Source organism: Bacillus sp. VA15, assembly GCF_055721145.1.
Window position 1 is genome coordinate 48799 of the sequence record NZ_JBVQPQ010000008.1, and the last position, 20462, is coordinate 69260.

Annotated in this window: 26 protein-coding genes; 24 read left to right on the plus strand and 2 right to left on the minus strand. The window is 45.0% G+C overall.

Annotated elements, in window-relative coordinates; genetic code table 11:
* The first annotated feature begins 71 nt into the window (after nucleotides 1-71).
* The 3 genes from prfA (at nucleotide 72) to AC0DBE_RS18275 (ending at nucleotide 2359) form a co-directional block, all read left to right on the plus strand.
* A complete protein-coding gene (prfA, locus tag AC0DBE_RS18265) occupies nucleotides 72-1142 on the plus strand; it encodes a peptide chain release factor 1 (RefSeq protein WP_003227645.1) in 1071 nt (356 codons plus the stop codon).
* A 1-nt stretch (nucleotide 1143) separates the two neighbouring features.
* On the plus strand, nucleotides 1144-2010 hold the full coding sequence (gene prmC / locus AC0DBE_RS18270; protein ID WP_061186488.1) for a peptide chain release factor N(5)-glutamine methyltransferase: 867 nt from the start codon (nucleotides 1144-1146) through the stop codon (nucleotides 2008-2010).
* A gap of 61 nt (nucleotides 2011-2071) precedes the next feature.
* Entirely contained in the window at nucleotides 2072-2359 is a 288-nt protein-coding gene (locus AC0DBE_RS18275; RefSeq protein ID WP_014115513.1) for a DUF5316 family protein, read from the plus strand.
* Between the two features lie 17 nt (nucleotides 2360-2376).
* Here AC0DBE_RS18275 and AC0DBE_RS18280 read toward each other — a convergent pair whose 3' ends face one another.
* On the minus strand, nucleotides 2377-2739 hold the full coding sequence (locus AC0DBE_RS18280; RefSeq protein ID WP_072565414.1) for a UPF0715 family protein: 363 nt from the start codon (nucleotides 2737-2739) through the stop codon (nucleotides 2377-2379).
* A gap of 140 nt (nucleotides 2740-2879) precedes the next feature.
* On the opposite strand from AC0DBE_RS18280, the gene spoIIR reads away from it, so the two are divergent.
* The 18 genes from spoIIR (at nucleotide 2880) to AC0DBE_RS18370 (ending at nucleotide 17158) form a co-directional block, all read left to right on the plus strand.
* Entirely contained in the window at nucleotides 2880-3554 is a 675-nt protein-coding gene (spoIIR, locus tag AC0DBE_RS18285; RefSeq protein ID WP_041521093.1) for a stage II sporulation protein R, read from the plus strand.
* Nucleotides 3555-3620: 66 nt separating this feature from the next.
* On the plus strand, nucleotides 3621-4064 hold the full coding sequence (locus AC0DBE_RS18290; protein ID WP_472963361.1) for a GNAT family N-acetyltransferase: 444 nt from the start codon (nucleotides 3621-3623) through the stop codon (nucleotides 4062-4064).
* A gap of 157 nt (nucleotides 4065-4221) precedes the next feature.
* Nucleotides 4222-5262 carry an L-threonylcarbamoyladenylate synthase gene (locus AC0DBE_RS18295; RefSeq protein WP_061186486.1) on the plus strand — a complete coding sequence of 347 codons (1041 nt, stop codon included), beginning with the start codon at nucleotides 4222-4224 and terminating at the stop codon, nucleotides 5260-5262.
* Between the two features lie 78 nt (nucleotides 5263-5340).
* Nucleotides 5341-5898, plus strand: coding sequence for a manganese efflux pump MntP (locus AC0DBE_RS18300; RefSeq protein ID WP_014115509.1), 558 nt, complete (start codon nucleotides 5341-5343; stop codon nucleotides 5896-5898).
* A gap of 75 nt (nucleotides 5899-5973) precedes the next feature.
* Nucleotides 5974-6426, plus strand: coding sequence for a low molecular weight protein arginine phosphatase (locus AC0DBE_RS18305; protein WP_014115508.1), 453 nt, complete (start codon nucleotides 5974-5976; stop codon nucleotides 6424-6426).
* A 157-nt stretch (nucleotides 6427-6583) separates the two neighbouring features.
* Nucleotides 6584-7033 carry a ribose 5-phosphate isomerase B gene (gene rpiB / locus AC0DBE_RS18310; protein ID WP_003221910.1) on the plus strand — a complete coding sequence of 150 codons (450 nt, stop codon included), beginning with the start codon at nucleotides 6584-6586 and terminating at the stop codon, nucleotides 7031-7033.
* Between the two features lie 11 nt (nucleotides 7034-7044).
* Nucleotides 7045-7587: a TIGR01440 family protein gene (locus AC0DBE_RS18315; RefSeq protein WP_061186484.1), complete on the plus strand. Its 543-nt coding sequence runs from the start codon at nucleotides 7045-7047 to the stop codon at nucleotides 7585-7587.
* Between the two features lie 204 nt (nucleotides 7588-7791).
* Nucleotides 7792-9039 carry a serine hydroxymethyltransferase gene (gene glyA, locus AC0DBE_RS18320; RefSeq protein ID WP_072181852.1) on the plus strand — a complete coding sequence of 416 codons (1248 nt, stop codon included), beginning with the start codon at nucleotides 7792-7794 and terminating at the stop codon, nucleotides 9037-9039.
* 134 nt (nucleotides 9040-9173) lie between these two features.
* Nucleotides 9174-9803, plus strand: a complete 630-nt coding sequence (gene upp / locus AC0DBE_RS18325; RefSeq protein ID WP_003227670.1) for a uracil phosphoribosyltransferase — start codon at nucleotides 9174-9176, stop codon at nucleotides 9801-9803.
* A gap of 420 nt (nucleotides 9804-10223) precedes the next feature.
* Nucleotides 10224-10607 carry an ATP synthase subunit I gene (atpI, locus tag AC0DBE_RS18330; protein WP_003221899.1) on the plus strand — a complete coding sequence of 128 codons (384 nt, stop codon included), beginning with the start codon at nucleotides 10224-10226 and terminating at the stop codon, nucleotides 10605-10607.
* A 7-nt stretch (nucleotides 10608-10614) separates the two neighbouring features.
* The gene (gene atpB, locus AC0DBE_RS18335; RefSeq protein ID WP_472963222.1) at nucleotides 10615-11349 is read left to right on the plus strand and encodes a F0F1 ATP synthase subunit A; all 735 of its coding nucleotides are present in this window, start codon (nucleotides 10615-10617) and stop codon (nucleotides 11347-11349) included.
* A gap of 45 nt (nucleotides 11350-11394) precedes the next feature.
* A complete protein-coding gene (gene atpE, locus AC0DBE_RS18340; protein ID WP_003151167.1) occupies nucleotides 11395-11607 on the plus strand; it encodes a F0F1 ATP synthase subunit C in 213 nt (70 codons plus the stop codon).
* Between the two features lie 162 nt (nucleotides 11608-11769).
* Nucleotides 11770-12282 carry a F0F1 ATP synthase subunit B gene (gene atpF, locus AC0DBE_RS18345; protein ID WP_003235774.1) on the plus strand — a complete coding sequence of 171 codons (513 nt, stop codon included), beginning with the start codon at nucleotides 11770-11772 and terminating at the stop codon, nucleotides 12280-12282.
* Nucleotides 12279-12824, plus strand: coding sequence for a F0F1 ATP synthase subunit delta (locus AC0DBE_RS18350; protein ID WP_014115502.1), 546 nt, complete (start codon nucleotides 12279-12281; stop codon nucleotides 12822-12824). The genes atpF and AC0DBE_RS18350 overlap by 4 nt, the downstream gene beginning before the upstream one ends.
* Before the next feature lie 16 nt (nucleotides 12825-12840).
* Nucleotides 12841-14349 (plus strand): F0F1 ATP synthase subunit alpha, encoded by a 1509-nt coding sequence (gene atpA, locus AC0DBE_RS18355; RefSeq protein WP_014115501.1) that lies wholly within the window; start codon nucleotides 12841-12843, stop codon nucleotides 14347-14349.
* A gap of 76 nt (nucleotides 14350-14425) precedes the next feature.
* A complete protein-coding gene (gene atpG, locus AC0DBE_RS18360; protein WP_003235766.1) occupies nucleotides 14426-15289 on the plus strand; it encodes an ATP synthase F1 subunit gamma in 864 nt (287 codons plus the stop codon).
* A gap of 25 nt (nucleotides 15290-15314) precedes the next feature.
* Entirely contained in the window at nucleotides 15315-16736 is a 1422-nt protein-coding gene (gene atpD, locus AC0DBE_RS18365; RefSeq protein ID WP_003221884.1) for a F0F1 ATP synthase subunit beta, read from the plus strand.
* A gap of 23 nt (nucleotides 16737-16759) precedes the next feature.
* Nucleotides 16760-17158 (plus strand): F0F1 ATP synthase subunit epsilon, encoded by a 399-nt coding sequence (locus tag AC0DBE_RS18370; protein ID WP_003221882.1) that lies wholly within the window; start codon nucleotides 16760-16762, stop codon nucleotides 17156-17158.
* A gap of 34 nt (nucleotides 17159-17192) precedes the next feature.
* On the opposite strand, the gene AC0DBE_RS18375 is transcribed toward AC0DBE_RS18370, so the two are convergent.
* Nucleotides 17193-17666 (minus strand): hypothetical protein, encoded by a 474-nt coding sequence (locus AC0DBE_RS18375; protein WP_014115500.1) that lies wholly within the window; start codon nucleotides 17664-17666, stop codon nucleotides 17193-17195.
* A gap of 177 nt (nucleotides 17667-17843) precedes the next feature.
* Here AC0DBE_RS18375 and AC0DBE_RS18380 point away from each other — a divergent pair, with 177 nt between their 5' ends.
* From AC0DBE_RS18380 to murA, 3 genes are all read left to right on the plus strand, one after another.
* On the plus strand, nucleotides 17844-18074 hold the full coding sequence (locus tag AC0DBE_RS18380; RefSeq protein ID WP_003221879.1) for a DUF1146 family protein: 231 nt from the start codon (nucleotides 17844-17846) through the stop codon (nucleotides 18072-18074).
* 134 nt (nucleotides 18075-18208) lie between these two features.
* Entirely contained in the window at nucleotides 18209-18949 is a 741-nt protein-coding gene (locus AC0DBE_RS18385) for a YwmB family TATA-box binding protein (RefSeq protein ID WP_014115498.1), read from the plus strand.
* A gap of 33 nt (nucleotides 18950-18982) precedes the next feature.
* On the plus strand, nucleotides 18983-20293 hold the full coding sequence (murA, locus tag AC0DBE_RS18390; RefSeq protein WP_072181854.1) for a UDP-N-acetylglucosamine 1-carboxyvinyltransferase: 1311 nt from the start codon (nucleotides 18983-18985) through the stop codon (nucleotides 20291-20293).
* Nucleotides 20294-20462 lie beyond the last annotated feature (169 nt).

Consider the following 20462-nt stretch of genomic DNA (forward strand, 5'->3'; position numbering starts at 1 on the left):
ATGCTTTTGACTGGGGGTAAGCACTATACTATAATGAGAATGTTACGCACAGGAAAACAGAGGTGAAGACCGTGTTAGACCGTTTAAAGTCAATCGAAGAACGATACGAAAAATTAAATGAGCTTTTAAGCGATCCAGAAGTAGTAAATGATCCGAAAAAGCTAAGAGAATATTCAAAAGAGCAATCTGATATACAAGAAACAGTTGACGTATATAGACAATACAGAGATGCGTCAGAACAGCTGGCTGATGCAAAAGCGATGCTTGAAGAGAAGCTGGACGCTGAGATGCGCGACATGGTGAAGGAAGAGATTTCTGAACTTCAGAAGGAAACGGAAACACTGTCAGAACGCTTGAAAGTGCTCCTGATCCCGAAAGATCCTAATGACGACAAAAACGTTATCATGGAGATCCGCGGAGCTGCGGGAGGCGAGGAAGCCGCTTTATTCGCGGGTAACCTGTATAGAATGTATTCCCGTTATGCCGAGCTGCAAGGCTGGAAAACAGAGGTCATGGAAGCGAATGTAACCGGAACGGGCGGTTACAAAGAGATCATCTTTATGATTACGGGAAGCGGCGCATATTCTAAACTCAAATATGAAAACGGCGCCCACCGCGTACAGCGTGTTCCTGAAACAGAATCAGGCGGCCGTATCCATACATCCACTGCAACAGTAGCATGTCTTCCTGAGGCAGAAGAGGTAGAGGTTGACATTCATGAGAAGGATATCCGTGTTGATACGTTTGCATCAAGCGGACCGGGCGGACAAAGCGTTAACACAACAATGTCTGCCGTTCGTCTGACGCACTTGCCGACAGGTGTTGTTGTATCGTGCCAGGATGAAAAATCTCAAATCAAGAACAAAGAAAAAGCAATGAAGGTTCTCCGTGCCAGAATCTACGATAAATTTCAGCAGGAAGCCCAGGCTGAATATGATCAAACACGGAAATCAGCAGTCGGATCAGGTGACCGCTCTGAACGTATCCGCACATACAACTTCCCGCAAAACCGTGTGACGGATCACAGAATCGGCCTGACGATTCAAAAGCTTGATCAGATTCTTGAAGGAAAACTTGACGAAGTGGTTGAAGCGCTGATCGTTGAAGATCAGGCAAGCAAGCTTCAGCAGTCGGAAGGTTAAGATGAAGACGATATTTGAAGCCCTGAAATGGGCTTCTTCTTATTTAACCGAAGCGGGAAGAGAAGAAAATGCGGCCGAGCTTCTTTTGCTTTATGATACCGGAATGGACAGAAGCAAGCTGCTCGCCAGCTTACAGGAACCGATTGGCGAAGACGAACTGTATCGCTTTAAGCGTCACGTTGAGATGCATAAAGAGGGCGTGCCGGTTCAGTACATTATAGGAAAAGAGTTTTTTTACGGACGGGAATTTATGGTGAATGATGATGTGCTGATCCCGCGGCCGGAAACAGAAGAGGTTGTCTATCATCTGCTTGAAAAATATCGGCATGTCTTTTCTGAAGACAGCAGGCTCGAAGTCGTTGACGTCGGTACAGGGAGCGGCGCGATAGCCGTCACGCTTGCACTTGAAAACAAAAACTTTTCTGTGTCGGCTGTCGATATCTCGAAAGAGGCGCTGCAAGTCGCCTCCGCCAATGCGGAAACGCTCGGAGCAGATGTGGGCTTTTATCAGGGCGATCTGCTTGAGCCTTTTATTAAGGCAGGCAAAAAAGCGGATATTGTCGTCTCGAATCCTCCTTATATTTCAGAAGAAGAAATGGCTGATCTATCAGAGATTGTCCGTTTTCATGAGCCGCTGCACGCTCTCACCGATGGCGGAGACGGGCTGAAATTCTATAAGCGGTTTATGGAAGACCTCCCGCTTGTCATGAAGGATAAAGTGTTTGTCGTTTTTGAAATCGGATGGAAACAGGGCGCAGCGGTCAAAGAGCTGATCCTCAAGGCGTTTAAGGGTGCGGAAGTGGAAGTGCTGAAAGATATTAACGGAAAAGACAGAACCATATGCGCCGTGATTCATAAAGATATATAAGCAGCTTGCTGGCGAGTTGATGAATCAAGCTGTGTTAACACCGGCAAAGGGGATGTAAAAGATGAAAAAGGCCCTGGCAGCAGGAATCTTGCTCATTGCGATTGAGAGCATGGTTGGCACTATTTTTCCGCAGGCTCTTTCATATGAAACGCTGTTTGGCGTTGCGTCTCTCGTTTTGATTGGGCTTGCGATCATCACATCGGGTTTGGCTGTAAGCGGAAGCGATCAGCGGGCAAACTACCATTCAGAAACCAAAGAAGGCCGTACAGCCCGCTTGAAAATGGCGGCTGCTTTCTTTGTTGCGGCGATACCTTCTATTCTATGTTATTTGCTGACGGTTTTGTTTTAATGAAAAAGGAAGCCTCTTTAGGCTTCCTTTTTTTGCAGTAAAACAGAATCCCATATCCAATAGACAAGAGCTGTTAATACAGCGAAGATGTAAAAGGCTGTATTTTGAAACAGAGATTGTCCCGAAGGCTGCAACACGCCGAAAATGATTGCGTTGGCAATAAAAGCCGCAATAAGGTAATACAGCAGATACAAAGGGCTGAACCGTTTCGGTTTTTTATTCATCATGAATTGAAGCGGCAGCGCGAATATCAAATAAGGAAACAGAAAATAAAATGCCATCGTGATGACAGCGGCAATGATAAACGAATGAATATAGATAATCGAATAAAGAACCGACATCGTGAATGCTGATAACAGCACTGTATAATTATATTTCATCTTAAACCTCCTAAAACACTATCGTACCATAAATTAGATTAACAGCTTGCTAGATTTTTTTCACCCTGTACGTTTACCTTAGGCTCTCCTTGTCCATAATAGGGCTAGAAACAAAGCACGGAGAGGAACGGTGGGGACCGATGAAAAAAACAGTAATCATATGTATATATATCTTTCTTTTATTATCCGGAGCGCTTGTAGGGCTGGCAAAAGAGGAGACGGCACAGCGATCAGAAAATCAGCCGGTGGTCATACCGGATCAGGCGATTCGCCTGAGAATATTAGCAAATAGCGACAGTGACAAAGATCAGCAATTAAAACGTCATATAAGAGACGCAGTGAATAAAGAAATCACAACTTGGGTAAAAGATATTACTTCTATTGAAGAAGCACGGCGTGTGATTCGCTCAAAGCTCCCTGAAATCAAAGCAATTGCAAAGGAAACAATGGAGAAAGAAGGAGCGAACCAATCGATATCCGTTGATTTTGACAAAATCTCATTTCCGACAAAGCTTTACGGCAACATGGTATATCCGGCTGGTGAGTATGAAGCGATTCTGATTACGCTTGGAAACGGCGATGGCGCCAACTGGTGGTGTGTGCTGTTCCCGCCGCTCTGCTTTCTCGATTTTTCTAATGGGGAAGCCGTCAAAGAACAAGAAGATAAAGAAGCCTCAAAAAAGCAGACTGAAAAAGTGCTTGAGGACGTAACCGCTAAAGCGGAAAAAGCCAAAAAAGCAGAGAAAGAAGAGAAGGAAGACGGCACAGAAGTGAAATTCTTCTTAGTCGAATGGATTTCCGACCTTTTTTCCTAAACACCTGGTCTAAAAATAGATTTGCCTCATAGATTGGAAGAAAGAATGCAAAAACGGGGTGAACGGATGTTTTATCAACTGCGGGTGGCAAGGGAAAAAGACGGAGACGTGCTCGAGGAATTTTTAAAACAGGCGAAAACCAATCATGAAGGCGTGAAAGAAGGCTTCACCCAGTTTCTTATGCTGGAGGACAGCGAGAAAAACATTGCCGGATGTCTCGGAATTGAAAAAATAAGCTGTGATCAAGGGCTGCTGCGATCACTTGTGATATCGGACAAGCTTCACCAAGGCCATGTTGTGACGCTCTTTCAGAGCATGGAGCTGCTGTGCGAAAAGCACCAGATCAAAACAGTATATTTAATAGCGAATCAGCATTCCTCTGCTGACTTCCTGACGGCACTGGGATTTGAACCAGCTGAAAGCGTACCTGAAGAGCTGTTTTCTTCTGATCACTTCTGTGAATCGCGGCAAACCGAAGGGGCCGTCTTGATGAAAAAAGCGTCTGGATAAGTGTGATTTATACACATACTTATCCACTTCTTCATTAGCGTTGTCCACAATTTGTGGATAACGCTTGTTTTATTACAGGACATCTTTTATACTTTCAAAAGGATTACACGCGTAAAACAATCGTTTTATTGTTGTGAATAAGGAGTTTGGTCAGAAAATGAAAACGAAAAGATGGTTTGTGGATGTAACTGGCGAGTTATCCACAAATGATCCACAAATTGCACAAGCAGCTGCTTTGCTTCGGGAAAATGAGGTCGTTGCGTTCCCGACAGAAACGGTATACGGTCTCGGCGCAAACGCGAAAAACACAGATGCTGTCAAAAAAATATATGAGGCAAAAGGGCGGCCGAGCGATAATCCCCTGATTGTCCACATTGCGGACATTGGTCAGCTGAACGGTTTAACGGGTCCGGCGCCCGAAAAGGCGAAAACATTGATGAAACGGTTTTGGCCTGGAGCACTTACGCTCATTCTGCCTTGCAAACCTGGTGCGCTCTCACCTCGTGTAACGGCAGGGCTTGAAACGGTTGCCATTAGGATGCCGGATCATCCGCTTGCCCTAGCATTGATTCGCGAGTCGGGTTTGCCGATTGCGGCACCTAGCGCCAATCTATCAGGCAAGCCAAGTCCGACAAAGGCGGAACATGTGGCTCACGACTTGGATGGCCGAATAGCTGGAATTATGGACGGAGGCCCTACTGGGATTGGGGTCGAATCAACCGTACTTTCATGTGCAGGCGACATCCCTGTTCTCCTGCGCCCGGGTGGCATTACAAAAGAACAAATTGAAGCGGAGATCGGGCCGATCCTTGTGGATAAAGGACTCAGCGATCAAAATGAGAAGCCGATTTCTCCAGGGATGAAATATACACATTATGCGCCGACAGCGCCGCTTGCTATTTGCGAAGGCGGCCCAGAGCGCATTCAGCATCTCATTCAAGAATATCAACAGGGCGGCAGACGGGTCGGTGTCCTGACGACAGAAGAAAACGCGGGTGTTTATTCCGCTGATTATGTGAAGAGCTGCGGCAGACGGGCTCAGCTTGAGACTGTTGCGGCTGCGCTGTACGATGCTTTACGCAGCTTCGATGAGAATAAGGTGGATTTTATTATCGCGGAATCCTTTCCAGACACGGGCGTGGGTCTCGCCATTATGAACAGGCTGATGAAAGCCGCCGGAGGAAGAGTGATTCGCTGAACACAGTCAGATGTTCTAACCCTTTTTGGACACGCATAGGCTAAAAAAGCGGGGCGTGTCCAAGGGGGTTATTCATGTATGTCGGATTTGTTCATAGGCGAACTGATTACTTTAAGCATCATGGCGTTTGCTTTAGGGATGGATGCTTTTTCTGTCGGTCTCGGAATGGGCATGGTCAAACTCAGGAAAAAGCAGATATTCTATATTGGTTTCATCATCGGCCTCTTCCACGTCATCATGCCTCTCGGGGGGATGGCGGCCGGTAACATGCTGTCAGGGCTCCTCGGTGTGTTAGCGGTTTATATCGGGGGTTCGCTGCTATTTGTTCTGGGGGTTCAAATGCTTATGGCCTCTTTTAAACAGTCAGAAGAACGATTCATGTCGCCGACAGGGCCGGGCTTATTGCTGTTTGCCATCGGCGTCAGCCTTGACAGCTTCTCCGTCGGTTTGAGCTTGGGGATATACGGATCACATCCGCTCCTTACAATTACCCTGTTCGGGCTTTTCAGCATGATTTTGACATGGCTGGGCCTGCTGATCGGAAAACAAGTGCAGTCATGGCTTGGCACATACAGCGAAGCGCTCGGGGGCATCATATTAATCGTATTCGGCCTAAAGCTGCTTTTGCCAATTTAATATACCAATAAAAGAAACGAAGTCGCCGTTTCTTTTTTCTTCATATATAATAGAGAAAAATAAGGGGTGACTGACATGAATATTATTTTTGTCTGTACTGGAAATACGTGCCGCAGCCCAATGGCTGAGGCGCTTTTTAAATCAATTGCAGAAACGGAAGGGCTGAATGTCAGTGTCCGCTCGGCAGGCGTGTTTGCTTCGCCTAATGGGAGAGCGACGCCTCAAGCGGTCGAAGCGCTGTTTGAAAAACACATTGCCCTGAATCATGTGTCTTCTCCATTAACTGAAGAACATATGAAATCAGCTGATTTGATTCTGGCTATGACCCATCAGCACAAACAGATCATTGCCAGCCAATTTGGACGTTATCGTGATAAAGTGTTTACGCTAAAAGAATATGCCACAGGCAGCCATGGGGATGTCATCGATCCGTTCGGCGGTTCAATTGACATCTATAAACAAACGAGAGATGAGCTTGAAGAGCTTCTTCGGCAGCTGGCAAAACAACTGAAAAAAGACGGTAGGTAAGTTGTCAGAAAATCTGCAAACAGGTCATTTGCAAATCCTGCGTGAAGGAGTAGAATATAGTGAAAAGCACATCATATGGTGTGAATGAAAGAGCGGACAGGCTGCGCGGTTAACATAGCGGGCGGGGCCGTATCACACACGCTGGGAGGAAAAGCAGATGAAAGTAGCCATAGCATCGGATCATGGCGGCGTTCACATTCGAAATGAAATCAAAGAGTTAATGGACGAATTGCAAATTGAATATATTGATATGGGCTGTGACTGTGGCAGCGGATCTGTCGATTATCCGGATTATGCTTTTCCGGTGGCCGAAAAAGTGGTTAGCGGCGAAGTTGACAGAGGGATTTTAATTTGCGGGACAGGTATTGGCATGAGCATTTCCGCCAATAAAGTCAAAGGCATCCGCTGCGCGCTGGCGCACGATACATTCAGCGCAAAGGCGACGAGAGAGCATAATGATACAAACATCCTCGCGATGGGTGAACGAGTGATCGGCCCCGGTTTGGCGCGGGAAATTGCGAAAATCTGGCTGACCACTGAGTTTACCGGCGGAAGACATCAAACCCGTATTGGAAAAATCTCAGATTATGAAGAGAAAAACCTGTAGGGGTGCGTTCAATGAATGAGATCAAGCAAACGTGGAATACGATGCTGTCTGAATTTCAGGAACAAGCGGGATTGAAACAAGATCAGCTCTTTGTCCTTGGATGCAGCACGAGCGAAGTGGCCGGCAGCCGGATCGGAACATCGGGCAATGTAGACATCGCGGAAAGCATCTACAGCGGGCTTGCCGGGCTTAAGGAAAAAACGGGAATCCATCTCGCGTTTCAATGCTGTGAGCATTTGAATAGAGCACTTGTCATCGAGGAAGAAACGGCCCGGCTGTTAAGGCTTCCAACCGTTTCTGCCGTACCCGTTCCGAAAGCGGGCGGGGCGATGGCTTCTTATGCGTTTAAGCAGATGAAGTCTCCTGTTCTTGTCGAAACCATTCAGGCTGATGCCGGGATAGACATCGGCGATACGTTTATCGGCATGCATCTGAAGCCGGTGGCTGTCCCTGTACGAGTCTCTCAAAACAGTCTAGGTGCAGCCCATGTGACATTAGCGCGTACGCGGCCGAAACTGATCGGCGGAGTACGGGCCGTTTATGAGTGCGAATGAAAGGACTGCATGCCAGTCTTTTCTTTTGTTTTAAGGAAGAAAATAAATTCCGAACTTTAACTTAAATTTAAGTTATTAATATTCGTTTTTACCAATAAAAGTTTTGATTTTTTAAAAATAATCTTTTACATTGGCCTAAAAAACCATGTACAATAGTGGTGGTAAAAACAAAGAACAGGATACGGATAGGAGAGGATCTCGCTGATGAAACATTTACCTGCGCAAGACGAACAAGTGTTTAACGCCATTAAAAATGAGCGTGAACGCCAACAGACTAAGATCGAATTGATTGCTTCTGAGAACTTTGTAAGTGAAGCGGTTATGGAAGCACAAGGATCTGTTTTGACAAATAAATACGCTGAGGGATATCCGGGCAAACGCTACTATGGCGGATGTGAGCACGTCGATGTCGTTGAAGATATCGCTCGTGACCGCGCGAAGGAGATCTTTGGAGCGGAGCATGTAAACGTTCAGCCGCATTCAGGCGCACAAGCAAACATGGCAGTGTACTTCACGATTTTGGAGCAAGGCGATACTGTACTTGGGATGAACCTCTCCCACGGCGGCCATTTAACACACGGAAGTCCAGTCAACTTCAGCGGTGTTCAATATAACTTTGTTGAGTACGGCGTAGATAAAGAAACTCAATATATTGATTACGATGACGTGCGTGAAAAAGCCCTCGCTCATAAGCCGAAGCTTATCGTAGCAGGAGCAAGTGCGTATCCTCGTACAATCGACTTTAAAAAATTCCGTGAAATTGCTGATGAAGTCGGCGCTTACTTCATGGTGGATATGGCGCATATCGCAGGACTTGTTGCGGCAGGCCTTCATCCGAACCCGGTTCCTTACGCTGATTTCGTGACAACAACAACACATAAAACACTTCGCGGACCTCGCGGCGGTATGATCCTTTGCCGTGAAGAGTTCGGCAAGAAAATTGATAAATCAATCTTCCCTGGAATTCAAGGCGGCCCGCTGATGCACGTTATTGCCGCAAAAGCAGTTTCATTCGGCGAAGTATTGCAGGACGATTTCAAAACATATGCACAAAACGTTATTTCAAATGCAAAACGCCTGGCTGAAGCGTTAACGAAAGAGGGCATCCAGCTCGTTTCAGGCGGAACTGACAACCACCTTATCCTTGTTGACCTTCGTTCTCTCGGACTGACTGGTAAGGTTGCTGAGCACGTGCTTGATGAAATCGGTATTACGTCTAACAAAAACGCAATCCCATACGATCCGGAAAAACCTTTCGTAACAAGCGGTATCCGTCTTGGTACAGCTGCTGTGACAAGCCGCGGTTTTGACGGAGACGCATTGGATGAAGTCGGTGCCATCATTGGGCTTGCATTGAAAAACCACGAAGATGAAGGAAAACTAGAAGAAGCGAGACAGCGTGTAGCTGCTCTGACTGACAAATTTCCTCTATATAAAAAATTAGATTACTAAGATCCTAAAACCCGCTCGGGCCAATGCCCGGCGGGTTTTTTGACGATGTTCTTGAAACTCCATGTCTTTTTTTGTAGAATCAATAGAAGTGTGTAATTGTTGATGGGACAATAAAAAAGGAGCTGAAACACAGTATGGGAAAGGTATATGTATTTGATCATCCTTTAATTCAGCACAAGCTGACATATATACGGAATGAAAATACAGGTACGAAAGATTTTAGAGAGCTTGTAGACGAAGTAGCCACTCTTATGGCGTTTGAAATTACCCGCGATCTTCCTTTAGAAGAAGTGGATATCAATACACCGGTTCAGGCTGCGAAATCGAAAGTCATCTCAGGGAAAAAACTTGGAGTGGTTCCTATCCTCAGAGCGGGATTGGGAATGGTTGACGGTATCTTAAAACTGATTCCTGCAGCAAAAGTGGGACATGTCGGCCTGTACCGTGATCCTGAAACCTTAAAACCCGTGGAATACTATGTCAAGCTTCCTTCTGACGTGGAAGAGCGTGAATTCATCGTGGTTGACCCGATGCTGGCCACAGGCGGTTCCGCAGTTGAAGCCATTCACAGCCTCAAAAAGCGCGGTGCGAAAAATATTCGTTTCATGTGTCTTGTAGCGGCACCGGAGGGTGTGGAAGAATTGCAGAAGCATCATTCAGACGTGGATATTTACATCGCGGCACTTGATGAAAAACTAAATGAAAAAGGTTATATTGTTCCAGGTCTCGGAGACGCGGGAGACCGTATGTTTGGAACAAAATAAAAAAGAAAACCCCCGAAAAGGGTTTTCTTTTTTTATCCAGTTATTTGCTATTCGGTCAATTTGTATACAATTATAGGTGAAAATGTGAACATTCTGTGGAGGCGTACAGTATAAAAAGTTTTTTAACTTTAAACAGATTGACACATGTTAGGGGCTATTGTATGCTAAACGAGGGTATTATGAGAAGGTTTTCATAGCTTTCATTATAGTCCTCATCCTCAATGTAAATCCTCTCAGTAAACCCGTATTATGAGGATTTATTTAAGCGAATGAAACAGCATCCTTGCAAGGCTTGCGGATGAATGATTTTTTCGAACAGGCCCGTTTTGCCGGTCAAAAAAGGTCTTCTACTAGGGTTAACCGCTGATTTATGCCGTATCTATGCTATACATTATTTTTTCATCAGGAGACAGATAATTGATGGACGATCCCAAGCTTACATTTAGCAGACAACGTAAATATCTATTGTTCATTTTGGCAGTGTATGTACTGGGTTATGGTTTAACAGCGTATAAAACCGTTTTTTTAGGCCTTATTCTGGGAACTGTTTTCAGTTTGTTTAATTTTTTACTGCTCGTCAGGAGAATGAACGCTTTTGACAGAGCCGTTGAGAAAGGGAAGTCCATACGATCTCTTGGGAGCGCAGCGCGGTGGTGCAATGCGATTCTTGCTGCGGCTGTTGCCTATAAAAATCCCGAGCATTTTCATATGGCAAGTACAGTTATTGGATTAATGACAATATACCCTGTCATTATGATAGATTCCTTTATCCAGCTTAAACGTTCATCAATGGAAGAGAGGTGAAAACCCTTTGAATCATGAATACAGAACTATTGAATTTCTAGGTCTTACTTTTAATCTGACAAACATTCTGATGATTACTGTGGCGAGTGTAATTGTTTTATTGATTGCTATATTAACGACAAGAACGCTTTCGATCCGTCCCGGAAAAGCCCAGAATTTTATGGAATGGGTTGTGGATTTCGTCCGCAATATTATCGGCAGTACAATGGATTTGAAAACAGGGGCTAACTTCTTGGCACTTGGTGTCACATTGCTGATGTACATATTTGTGTCGAATATGCTGGGGCTGCCGTTCTCTATTACAATCGGACATGAGCTCTGGTGGAAATCTCCGACAGCCGATCCTGCCATTACATTAACGCTAGCCGTGATGGTTGTTGCTTTAACTCACTACTATGGTGTGAAGATGAAAGGGCTCAAGGAATATTCCAAAGACTATTTAAGACCTGTTCCATTCATGCTCCCGATGAAAATCATCGAAGAGTTTGCGAATACGCTGACTCTCGGTTTGCGGCTTTATGGTAACATCTTCGCCGGTGAGATTCTTCTCGGCCTGCTTGCGGGATTAGCGACAAGCCATTACTCACAAAGCTTGGCTCTCGGTCTTGTTGGTACAATCGGCGCCATTCTGCCAATGCTGGCATGGCAAGCATTCAGTTTATTTATAGGTGCCATCCAAGCGTTTATCTTTACAATGCTGACGATGGTGTACATGTCTCATAAAATCAGTCATGATCATTAAAACATTATATCCAAACGGATAACATTTTAAAGGAGGAACTTTTTCATGAATTTAATAGCAGCTGCGATTGCAATTGGTTTAGGTGCACTTGGTGCAGGTATTGGTAACGGTTTGATTGTTTCACGTACGGTAGAGGGGATTGCCCGTCAGCCGGAGGCAGGTAAAGAACTTAGAACTCTTATGTTCATGGGTATCGCATTAGTTGAAGCCCTTCCTATTATTGCTGTCGTTATCGCATTCTTAGCGTTCTTTGGCTAAGCATAAAAGCCTTATATGAACTAAAAATGGCGAAGATCATTCCAAGAGAACCTTCGCCATTGCTTTATGTCTGATAAGCATCCCGCCTTGCCGGCTGAAAAGAGACAAGTGCGGCTGCTGGATCAGCAAAGAAAAACCTGCAGAAGGGAGTTGCCGTAGTAGATGTCTCAATTACCACTTGAACTAGGATTTTCGTTTAACGGCGGAGATATCCTGTTCCAACTGTTAGCTATGTTAATCTTATTAGCGCTTCTGAAGAAATACGCTTTAGGGCCGCTATTAAACATAATGAAACAGCGTGAAGACCACATCGCTGGAGAAATTACGTCTGCTGAAGAAAAAAATAAAGAAGCGCAGCAGCTGATTGAAGAGCAGCGCGTTCTTTTAAAAGAAGCAAGACAGGAATCCCAAACTCTTATCGAAAACGCAAAGAAACTGGGAGATAAGCAAAAAGAAGAGATTATTCAGGCTGCACGTGCAGAATCTGAACGTCTGAAAGAAGCAGCAAGAACTGAAATCGTGAAGGAAAAAGAACAGGCGGTTTCTGCTCTCCGCGAGCAAGTAGCGTCTCTTTCTGTCATGATTGCGTCGAAAGTGATCGAAAAAGAACTGGATGAACAAGCTCAAGAGAAATTGATCCAGGACTATCTTAAAGAGGTAGGAGAAAGCCGATGAGTGGATCAGCTGTCTCTAAACGATATGCGTCAGCTCTTTTTGATATTGCCAATGAGTCCGCTCAGCTGAATCAAGTTGAAGAAGAGCTAACCGTTGTAAAACAAGTGTTTCAAAATGAAAAAGCGTTTAATGACGTGTTAAACCATCCGAAGGTGCCGGCTGCGAAGAAAAAAGAGCTGATTCAAAATGCATTTGGCTCTTTGTCGCAGTCCGTGCTCAATACGATTTTTCTTTTGATTGACCGCCATCGTGCCGCGATTGTGCCTGAGCTCACAGATGAGTTTATCAAACTCGCAAATGAGGCTCGTCAAATAGAAGACGCGACCGTATATTCAGTGAAACCGCTGACGGATGCAGAAATTTTATCATTATCACAAGTGTTTGCAAAAAAAGCCGGAGTCGCTTCACTGAGAATCAGAAATGAAGTGCAGACGGATTTAATAGGCGGCATTAAAGTCCGCATTGGTAACCGGATTTTTGACGGCAGCGTAAGCGGAAAGCTTCAGCGCATTGAACGTCAACTAGCCGGGGAAAATCGATAGAAGGGGTGAAACCTAAGTGAGCATCAAAGCTGAAGAGATTAGCACGCTGATAAAACAGCAAATACAAAATTATCAATCTGATATTGAAGTTCAAGACGTAGGTACAGTCATCCAAGTCGGTGACGGTATTGCTCGTGTACACGGCCTTGACAATTGTATGGCCGGTGAACTTGTCGAATTTTCAAACGGTGTTTTGGGTATGGCTCAAAACCTTGAAGAATCAAACGTAGGTATCGTCATCTTAGGACCTTTCAGTGAGATCCGTGAGGGAGACGAAGTAAAAAGAACAGGCCGCATCATGGAGGTTCCTGTCGGTGAGGAACTAATCGGCCGTATTGTGAACCCATTAGGTCAGCCGGTAGACGGACTTGGCCCGATCCTCACAAGCAAAACACGTCCGATCGAAAGCCCTGCACCAGGCGTTATGGACCGTAAATCCGTTCATGAACCGCTTCAAACGGGTATTAAAGCGATCGATGCACTGATTCCAATCGGCCGCGGCCAGCGTGAGCTGATCATCGGTGACCGTCAAACAGGTAAAACTTCTGTTGCGATCGATGCGATCCTGAACCAAAAAGACCAAGACATGATCTGCGTATACGTTGCGATCGGTCAAAAAGAATCAACAGTCCGCGGCGTAGTAGAAACATTGCGTAAGCACGGCGCGCTTGATTATACAATCGTTGTAACGGCGTCTGCGTCACAGCCGGCACCGCTTCTGTACCTGGCTCCATATGCAGGGGTTACAATGGCAGAAGAATTTATGTACAACGGCAAGCACGTTCTTGTTGTATACGATGATCTTTCTAAACAAGCGGCTGCTTACCGTGAGCTGTCCTTGCTTCTTCGCCGTCCGCCAGGCCGTGAAGCGTTCCCTGGGGATGTATTCTACCTTCATTCCCGTCTGCTTGAGCGTGCAGCAAAGCTTAGTGACGCGAAAGGCGCAGGATCAATTACAGCTCTGCCGTTCGTAGAAACACAAGCCGGAGATATCTCTGCTTATATTCCGACGAACGTCATTTCCATCACCGACGGACAGATCTTCCTGCAATCTGATTTGTTCTTCTCAGGCGTACGTCCAGCGATCAACGCCGGATTGTCTGTATCCCGTGTCGGCGGTTCAGCGCAAATCAAAGCGATGAAAAAAGTATCAGGAACTTTGCGTCTTGACCTTGCATCATACCGTGAGCTGGAAGCATTCGCTCAATTCGGATCTGACCTCGACCAAGCGACTCAGGCGAAACTGAACCGCGGTGCGCGTACAGTTGAAGTGCTGAAGCAGGATCTGAACAAGCCGCTTCCGGTTGAAAAGCAAGTAGCCATTCTTTATGCGCTGACAAAAGGATATCTTGATGATATTCCTGTAGCGGATATCAGACGTTTTGAAGAAGAGTACTACATGTACCTTGACCAAAACCATAAAGAACTGCTTGATGGAATTGCGAAAACAGGAAACCTTCCTGCTGATGAAGACTTCAAAGCTGCAATCGAAGGCTTCAAACGCACATTTGCACCAAGCAACTAACTCGAATGCTGATGAGAGAAAAAGGTTCTCTTTTTCTCTCTTTTTACGCAGATGAAGAGAAAAGGTGGTGAAATCTTTGGCCTCATTACGCGATATTAAGTCAAGGATCACGTCAACGAAAAAAACGAGCCAGATTACAAAAGCCATGCAGATGGTATCTGCGGCTAAGCTGAATCGTGCTGAAAACAATGCAAAATCATTTGTGCCATATATGGATAAGATCCAAGAGGTTGTGTCAAATGTCGGGAGAGTTTCCGGCAACGTGAAACATCCGATGCTTCTCAGCAGAGAAGTGAAAAAGACAGCATACCTTGTCATTACGTCTGACCGCGGTCTTGCCGGCGCTTTTAACAGTTCGGTTTTACGAAGTGCTTATCAGGCCATGCAAGAACGTCATCAATCTAAGGATGAGTATGCGGTAATCGTCATCGGAAGAGTGGGCCGTGATTTCTTTAAGAAACGTGAGATTCCGATCATTTCCGAGTTAACAGGACTTGGAGATGAAGTAACGTTTACAGAAATTAAGGATCTTGCCCGACAAACGATCCAAATGTTTATAGACGGGGCGTTTGATGAATTGCACCTTGTTTATAACCATTTTGTCAGCGCCATTTCTCAAGAAGTAACGGAGAAAAAACTTCTGCCGTTATCTGATTTGGGCAGCGGCGGCGGAAAGAGAACGGCGTCTTATGAATTTGAACCGTCTGAAGAGGAGGTTCTGGAGGTTTTGCTTCCTCAATATGCAGAAAGCTTAATCTTCGGTGCGCTTCTTGACAGTAAAGCAAGTGAGCATGCAGCAAGAATGACGGCGATGAAAAACGCGACAGACAACGCGAAGGAACTTATCGATTCACTTTCGCTTTCTTACAACCGCGCTCGCCAAGCAGCCATCACACAAGAAATTACGGAAATTGTCGGCGGAGCAGCCGCTTTAGAATAGAAAGATTTTGTCAGGAGGGATAGCGATGAAGAAAGGACGCGTTAGCCAGGTATTAGGACCGGTCGTCGACGTGCGTTTTGAAGACGGTCATTTGCCTGAAATTTATAATGCGATTAAAATTTCACAGCCAGCTGCAAGTGAAAACGAAGTAGGTATTGATTTAACGCTTGAGGTCGCTCTTCATTTAGGTGATGATACAGTCCGTACAATCGCAATGGCATCTACGGACGGTGTTCAGCGCGGAATGGAAGCTGTAGATACAGGAGCGCCAATCTCAGTACCGGTTGGTGATGTAACACTTGGCCGTGTATTTAACGTACTCGGAGAAAATATTGATTTGAATGAGCCAGTTCCTGCGGATGCGAAAAAGGATCCGATTCACAGACAGGCGCCTTCATTTGATCAGCTTTCAACAGAAGTTGAAATTCTTGAAACAGGTATTAAAGTTGTTGACTTGCTTGCTCCTTACATCAAGGGCGGTAAGATCGGATTGTTCGGCGGTGCCGGTGTAGGTAAAACCGTATTAATCCAGGAATTAATCAACAACATCGCGCAAGAGCACGGCGGTATCTCTGTATTCGCCGGTGTAGGAGAGCGTACTCGTGAAGGGAACGACCTTTTCTACGAAATGAGCGACTCTGGCGTCATCAACAAAACAGCCATGGTATTCGGACAAATGAACGAGCCGCCGGGCGCACGTATGCGTGTTGCTTTGACAGGTCTTACAATGGCTGAGCACTTCCGTGATGAACAAGGACAGGACGTACTGTTCTTCATCGATAACATTTTCCGTTTCACACAAGCAGGTTCAGAGGTTTCTGCCCTTCTTGGCCGTATGCCTTCAGCGGTTGGTTATCAGCCGACGCTTGCGACAGAAATGGGTCAGCTTCAAGAGCGTATCACGTCTACTAACGTTGGATCAGTTACATCTATCCAGGCGATCTACGTGCCTGCCGATGACTACACTGACCCGGCGCCGGCAACAACGTTCGCTCACTTGGATGCGACAACAAACCTTGAGCGTAAGTTAACTGAGATGGGTATTTACCCTGCGGTTGATCCGTTGGCTTCTACATCACGCGCCCTTGCTCCTGAAATTGTTGGAGAAGAGCATTATGCAGTTGCCCGTGAAGTACAGTCAACGCTTCAGCGTTACAAAGAGCTTCAAGATATCATTGCGATTCTCGGTATGGATGAATTGAGTGATGAAGACAAGCTTGTCGTTCAACGCGCACGCCGTATTCAGTTCTTCCTTTCTCAAAACTTCCACGTGGCTGAACAGTTCACTGGACAAAAAGGTTCTTACGTGCCTGTAAAAGAAACGGTTCAAGGTTTCAAAGAAATCTTAGCCGGCAAATACGACCATCTTCCTGAAGATGCGTTCCGTCTTGTAGGCCGTATCGAAGAAGTTGTTGAGAAAGCAAAAGAAATGGGTGTAGAAGTTTAATCTGGTCCTAGGAGGGTAAAAGCATGAAGACCGTTAAAGTCAATATCGTTACTCCCGACGGCCCAGTATACGATGCGGATATCGAAATGGTGAGCGTGAGAGCCGAAAGCGGCGATCTCGGTATTTTGCCAGGTCATATTCCAACCGTGGCTCCTCTTAAAATCGGCGCTGTCCGTCTGAAAAAAGACGGACAGACTGAATTGGTTGCGGTCAGCGGCGGATTTGTAGAAGTCCGTCCTGATCAGGTTACCATCCTTGCCCAGGCTGCTGAAACAGCGGAAGGCATTGATAAAGAGCGCGCTGCAGCTGCACGTCAGCGGGCGCAGGAGCGTTTGAATTCTCAATCAGATGATACTGACATTCGTCGGGCTGAGCTTGCGTTACAGCGGGCTTTGAACAGATTGGATGTAGCAGGGAAATAAGAAAAAATCCTTCTCATGTATGAGAAGGATTTTTTTATGAACACACAAGAGAATCAAACAGCGACAGAAGCGGCTTATCCTCTTTTTGCTGCAAGTATAAACGATCACAGCAATTCATTGTATGCCATGATTTGCGATGTCTTCTAAAGCCCATTGTATAAGCGCCGTCTGTGTATGGGTAAGGCTTTACGATCCATTCAGCATCTTCATGTTGGGCAATCACGCAATCTATAAGATAAACACTGATCATTTTCTCGAATTCTTCAATAGGAAGATTCCAATCAGCAAGCAAAAGCTCTTGTATACTTTGAAAATAAAGGTTTTCAAGCTCTTCAAGGCTTTCTCTCGTATAGGTAAGAGAAATGTTATAAAACTGACACAATTCATTCAGTTCTTCAATCTGTGACTGTCTATAATCATAATAGAATGCAATTGCTTCCCATTCCTGTTCAAAAATTGGCAGGTTCTCACCGTATTGCTCTTCAGGCTGAAAAAAAGAATGATTCACATTTGCCAGCTCCTTTCCAATAAAGTATACCATGTAAAAGAATCGCACTTTAAGTGGGGATTAACCCTAGATTTGGCTGATTATTCCGTTCTGTATAAAATGTATCATCTTTATCCGTGCTTCTTATATAATAAGAAAGGGTATAAACGCGGAGAAAGGATGAAAGGAGTGGAATAGATGAGTGTATTGGGACAGCAGGCTGCAATTGGTATTGTCGTTCATCTGATTTTTATAGCGGTGACTTGGTGGGCGTTGCAAGCCGTCAATATCGATCCGTTAATTAAAAAAGGCAAAGTCGTGCAGGCAAGACTCCTGATGATTTTACTGACAATCGCTATTGGAACGACTGTTGCGAATTTCTTTTTAGATTACCTCAATTATTCACAGCAGCTTCCCTACCTATTTTAATAGGTTTTGAACATTATAATCACGGGAATGGTTTGGGAAGCGGGTTGAAGCGTATAACGCGAGTTTTGACGAAGATTTTTACGTATGGCGCCTCTTGCCTCCGGTAAAACTGGGGATAAGGGGGAGAGATGAACATGAAGAAAAAACAAGTAAGCCACGCCATTATCATATCCGTAATGTTAAGCTTCGTCATTGCTGTTTTCCATACCATTCATGCGAGTGAGTTAACGCCGTTAGCACAAATGGCAGAGGGGATGGAACGCCAAGATGTGTCAATAGATAAGTGGGCATTGCATGCAAAACAAAACATGTCGCTGACCGAAAAAGAATTTTATCAAAAAGTGCAACGTTTAAAATCAGAGTATCGTCAATATGATTGGGCGATTGCACAGGAAGATAAAATCGTAAAGGCAGTTGGCACGTATACTGACAAAAAAAATCACACTTCTTTTAGACTACAGCTTGTCACAACCCTCAAAAAACACAACCCAACTTCGTATTTACTATATGAGCAAATGAGTCTTAAGACACCGGATAGCTGGAATGATACATATGAACAGTTTGAACGGGAGACACTCGGGATATTCCAAGAAAAAGTAGTTGTTTTTACTTGTCTAAATGGTCATTTAGATGATAATATGAATATTGTTTTGCAAAAAAAAGCAAATCAGTTATTAAATGAATTTCAAGCAAGATCTGTTGAACATGTAGTTGAGCCAAATTTCGTTTCTATTTCTGCGTTTACAGATGAGTGGAAAGAGTACATCATGACCTCGAAACATAAAATGAATTTGCAAATTGCACTTAGAAGTGCAGGAATGGGCGGAAAACATACCGTTACGGTTGGCACACCAATCGTTACGACTGAATATTAATATAGAGAATTTAGGGACGCGGAGGGGAATACCTTGGAAAAAATCATCGTCCGCGGCGGTCGAAAGTTAAACGGCACAGTCAAAGTTGAAGGCGCTAAAAATGCCGTTTTACCTGTTATCGCTGCATCTTTATTAGCAAGTGAAGAAAAAAGCGTAATTTGTGATGTACCTACGCTCTCCGATGTATATACAATTAACGAAGTGTTGCGTCATTTAGGAGCAGATGTGCATTTTGAAAATAATGAAGTGACTGTAAATGCTTCATACGCTTTGCAAACTGAAGCACCTTTTGAATATGTACGTAAAATGCGTGCGTCCGTGCTTGTCATGGGGCCGCTTCTTGCGCGTACTGGTCATGCAAGAGTTGCGCTTCCAGGCGGATGCGCAATTGGTTCCAGACCGATCGATCAGCATTTAAAAGGTTTTGAAGCAATGGGCGCAGAAATCAAAGTCGGCAATGGCTTCATCGAAGCTGAAGTAAAAGGCCGTCTGCAAGGCGCAAAAATCTATCTGGACTTCCCAAGTGTAGGAGCTACAGAGAACCTGATTATGGCAGCCGCTCTAGCTGAAGGAACAACAACGCTGGAGAACGTGGCGAAAGAACCCGAAATCGTTGATTTAGCAAACTATATCAACGGCATGGGCGGAAAAATCCGCGGAGCTGGCACTGGCACCATCAAAATTGAAGGAGTCGAAAAGCTTCACGGTGTAAAACATCATATTATTCCTGACCGCATTGAAGCGGGCACATTTATGGTTGCTGCTGCAATCACTGAAGGAAACGTATTAGTTAAAGGAGCGGTTCCTGAACACCTCACTTCTTTAATTGCCAAAATGGAAGAGATGGGTGTAACGATTAAGGATGAAGGTGAAGGCCTTCGTGTCATCGGCCCGAAAGAACTCAAACCGATCGACATTAAAACAATGCCTCACCCGGGCTTCCCGACTGATATGCAGTCACAAATGATGGCGCTTCTGCTTCGTGCAAGCGGCACAAGCATGATTACAGAAACTGTTTTTGAAAACCGTTTTATGCATGCGGAAGAATTCCGCCGTATGAATGGCGATATCAAGATTGAAGGACGTTCTGTCATCATTAATGGCCCTGTACAGCTTCAGGGAGCTGAAGTTGCAGCGACTGACTTGCGTGCAGGTGCAGCGCTGATTCTTGCGGGGTTAGTGGCTGAAGGTCATACACGTGTTACTGAACTGAAGCACTTAGACCGTGGTTACGTTGATTTCCATAAGAAGCTTGCAGCTATTGGCGCAGACATCGAACGTGTAAATGATGAGTCTGCTTCTGAGCAAGAGAACAAAGAAGTCGTTTCTGACTTAAACGCATAAACTTACCTAAAAATCAGTATGTCATTCTGGCATACTGGTTTTTTTATTTTTTGTGTATTATCATCATTATGCGCAAAATAGCAAAAAAGAATACGTAAATGACAAATAAAGTTTCTGTCCCAAACGAGAGTCATATTAGCTTGTCCCTGCCCATAGACTAGACTAGAGT

Excerpts from the sequence above, each read along its gene's own strand:
- AC0DBE_RS18300 (WP_014115509.1), top strand. The coding sequence starts at position 5,341 with ATGTCGGATTTGTTCATAGGCGAACTGATTACTTTAAGCATCATGGCG.
- AC0DBE_RS18295 (WP_061186486.1), top strand. The coding sequence starts at position 4,222 with ATGAAAACGAAAAGATGGTTTGTGGATGTAACTGGCGAGTTATCCACA.
- atpI (WP_003221899.1), top strand. The coding sequence starts at position 10,224 with ATGGACGATCCCAAGCTTACATTTAGCAGACAACGTAAATATCTATTG.
- spoIIR (WP_041521093.1), top strand. The coding sequence starts at position 2,880 with ATGAAAAAAACAGTAATCATATGTATATATATCTTTCTTTTATTATCC.
- atpD (WP_003221884.1), top strand. The coding sequence starts at position 15,315 with ATGAAGAAAGGACGCGTTAGCCAGGTATTAGGACCGGTCGTCGACGTG.
- glyA (WP_072181852.1), top strand. The coding sequence starts at position 7,792 with ATGAAACATTTACCTGCGCAAGACGAACAAGTGTTTAACGCCATTAAA.
- atpE (WP_003151167.1), top strand. The coding sequence starts at position 11,395 with ATGAATTTAATAGCAGCTGCGATTGCAATTGGTTTAGGTGCACTTGGT.
- upp (WP_003227670.1), top strand. The coding sequence starts at position 9,174 with ATGGGAAAGGTATATGTATTTGATCATCCTTTAATTCAGCACAAGCTG.
- atpF (WP_003235774.1), top strand. The coding sequence starts at position 11,770 with ATGTCTCAATTACCACTTGAACTAGGATTTTCGTTTAACGGCGGAGAT.
- AC0DBE_RS18280 (WP_072565414.1), bottom strand. The coding sequence starts at position 2,739 with ATGAAATATAATTATACAGTGCTGTTATCAGCATTCACGATGTCGGTT.
- AC0DBE_RS18350 (WP_014115502.1), top strand. The coding sequence starts at position 12,279 with ATGAGTGGATCAGCTGTCTCTAAACGATATGCGTCAGCTCTTTTTGAT.
- AC0DBE_RS18305 (WP_014115508.1), top strand. The coding sequence starts at position 5,974 with ATGAATATTATTTTTGTCTGTACTGGAAATACGTGCCGCAGCCCAATG.
- AC0DBE_RS18275 (WP_014115513.1), top strand. The coding sequence starts at position 2,072 with ATGAAAAAGGCCCTGGCAGCAGGAATCTTGCTCATTGCGATTGAGAGC.
- rpiB (WP_003221910.1), top strand. The coding sequence starts at position 6,584 with ATGAAAGTAGCCATAGCATCGGATCATGGCGGCGTTCACATTCGAAAT.
- AC0DBE_RS18380 (WP_003221879.1), top strand. The coding sequence starts at position 17,844 with ATGAGTGTATTGGGACAGCAGGCTGCAATTGGTATTGTCGTTCATCTG.
- AC0DBE_RS18290 (WP_472963361.1), top strand. The coding sequence starts at position 3,621 with ATGTTTTATCAACTGCGGGTGGCAAGGGAAAAAGACGGAGACGTGCTC.
- AC0DBE_RS18315 (WP_061186484.1), top strand. The coding sequence starts at position 7,045 with ATGAATGAGATCAAGCAAACGTGGAATACGATGCTGTCTGAATTTCAG.
- prmC (WP_061186488.1), top strand. The coding sequence starts at position 1,144 with ATGAAGACGATATTTGAAGCCCTGAAATGGGCTTCTTCTTATTTAACC.
- AC0DBE_RS18370 (WP_003221882.1), top strand. The coding sequence starts at position 16,760 with ATGAAGACCGTTAAAGTCAATATCGTTACTCCCGACGGCCCAGTATAC.
- AC0DBE_RS18385 (WP_014115498.1), top strand. The coding sequence starts at position 18,209 with ATGAAGAAAAAACAAGTAAGCCACGCCATTATCATATCCGTAATGTTA.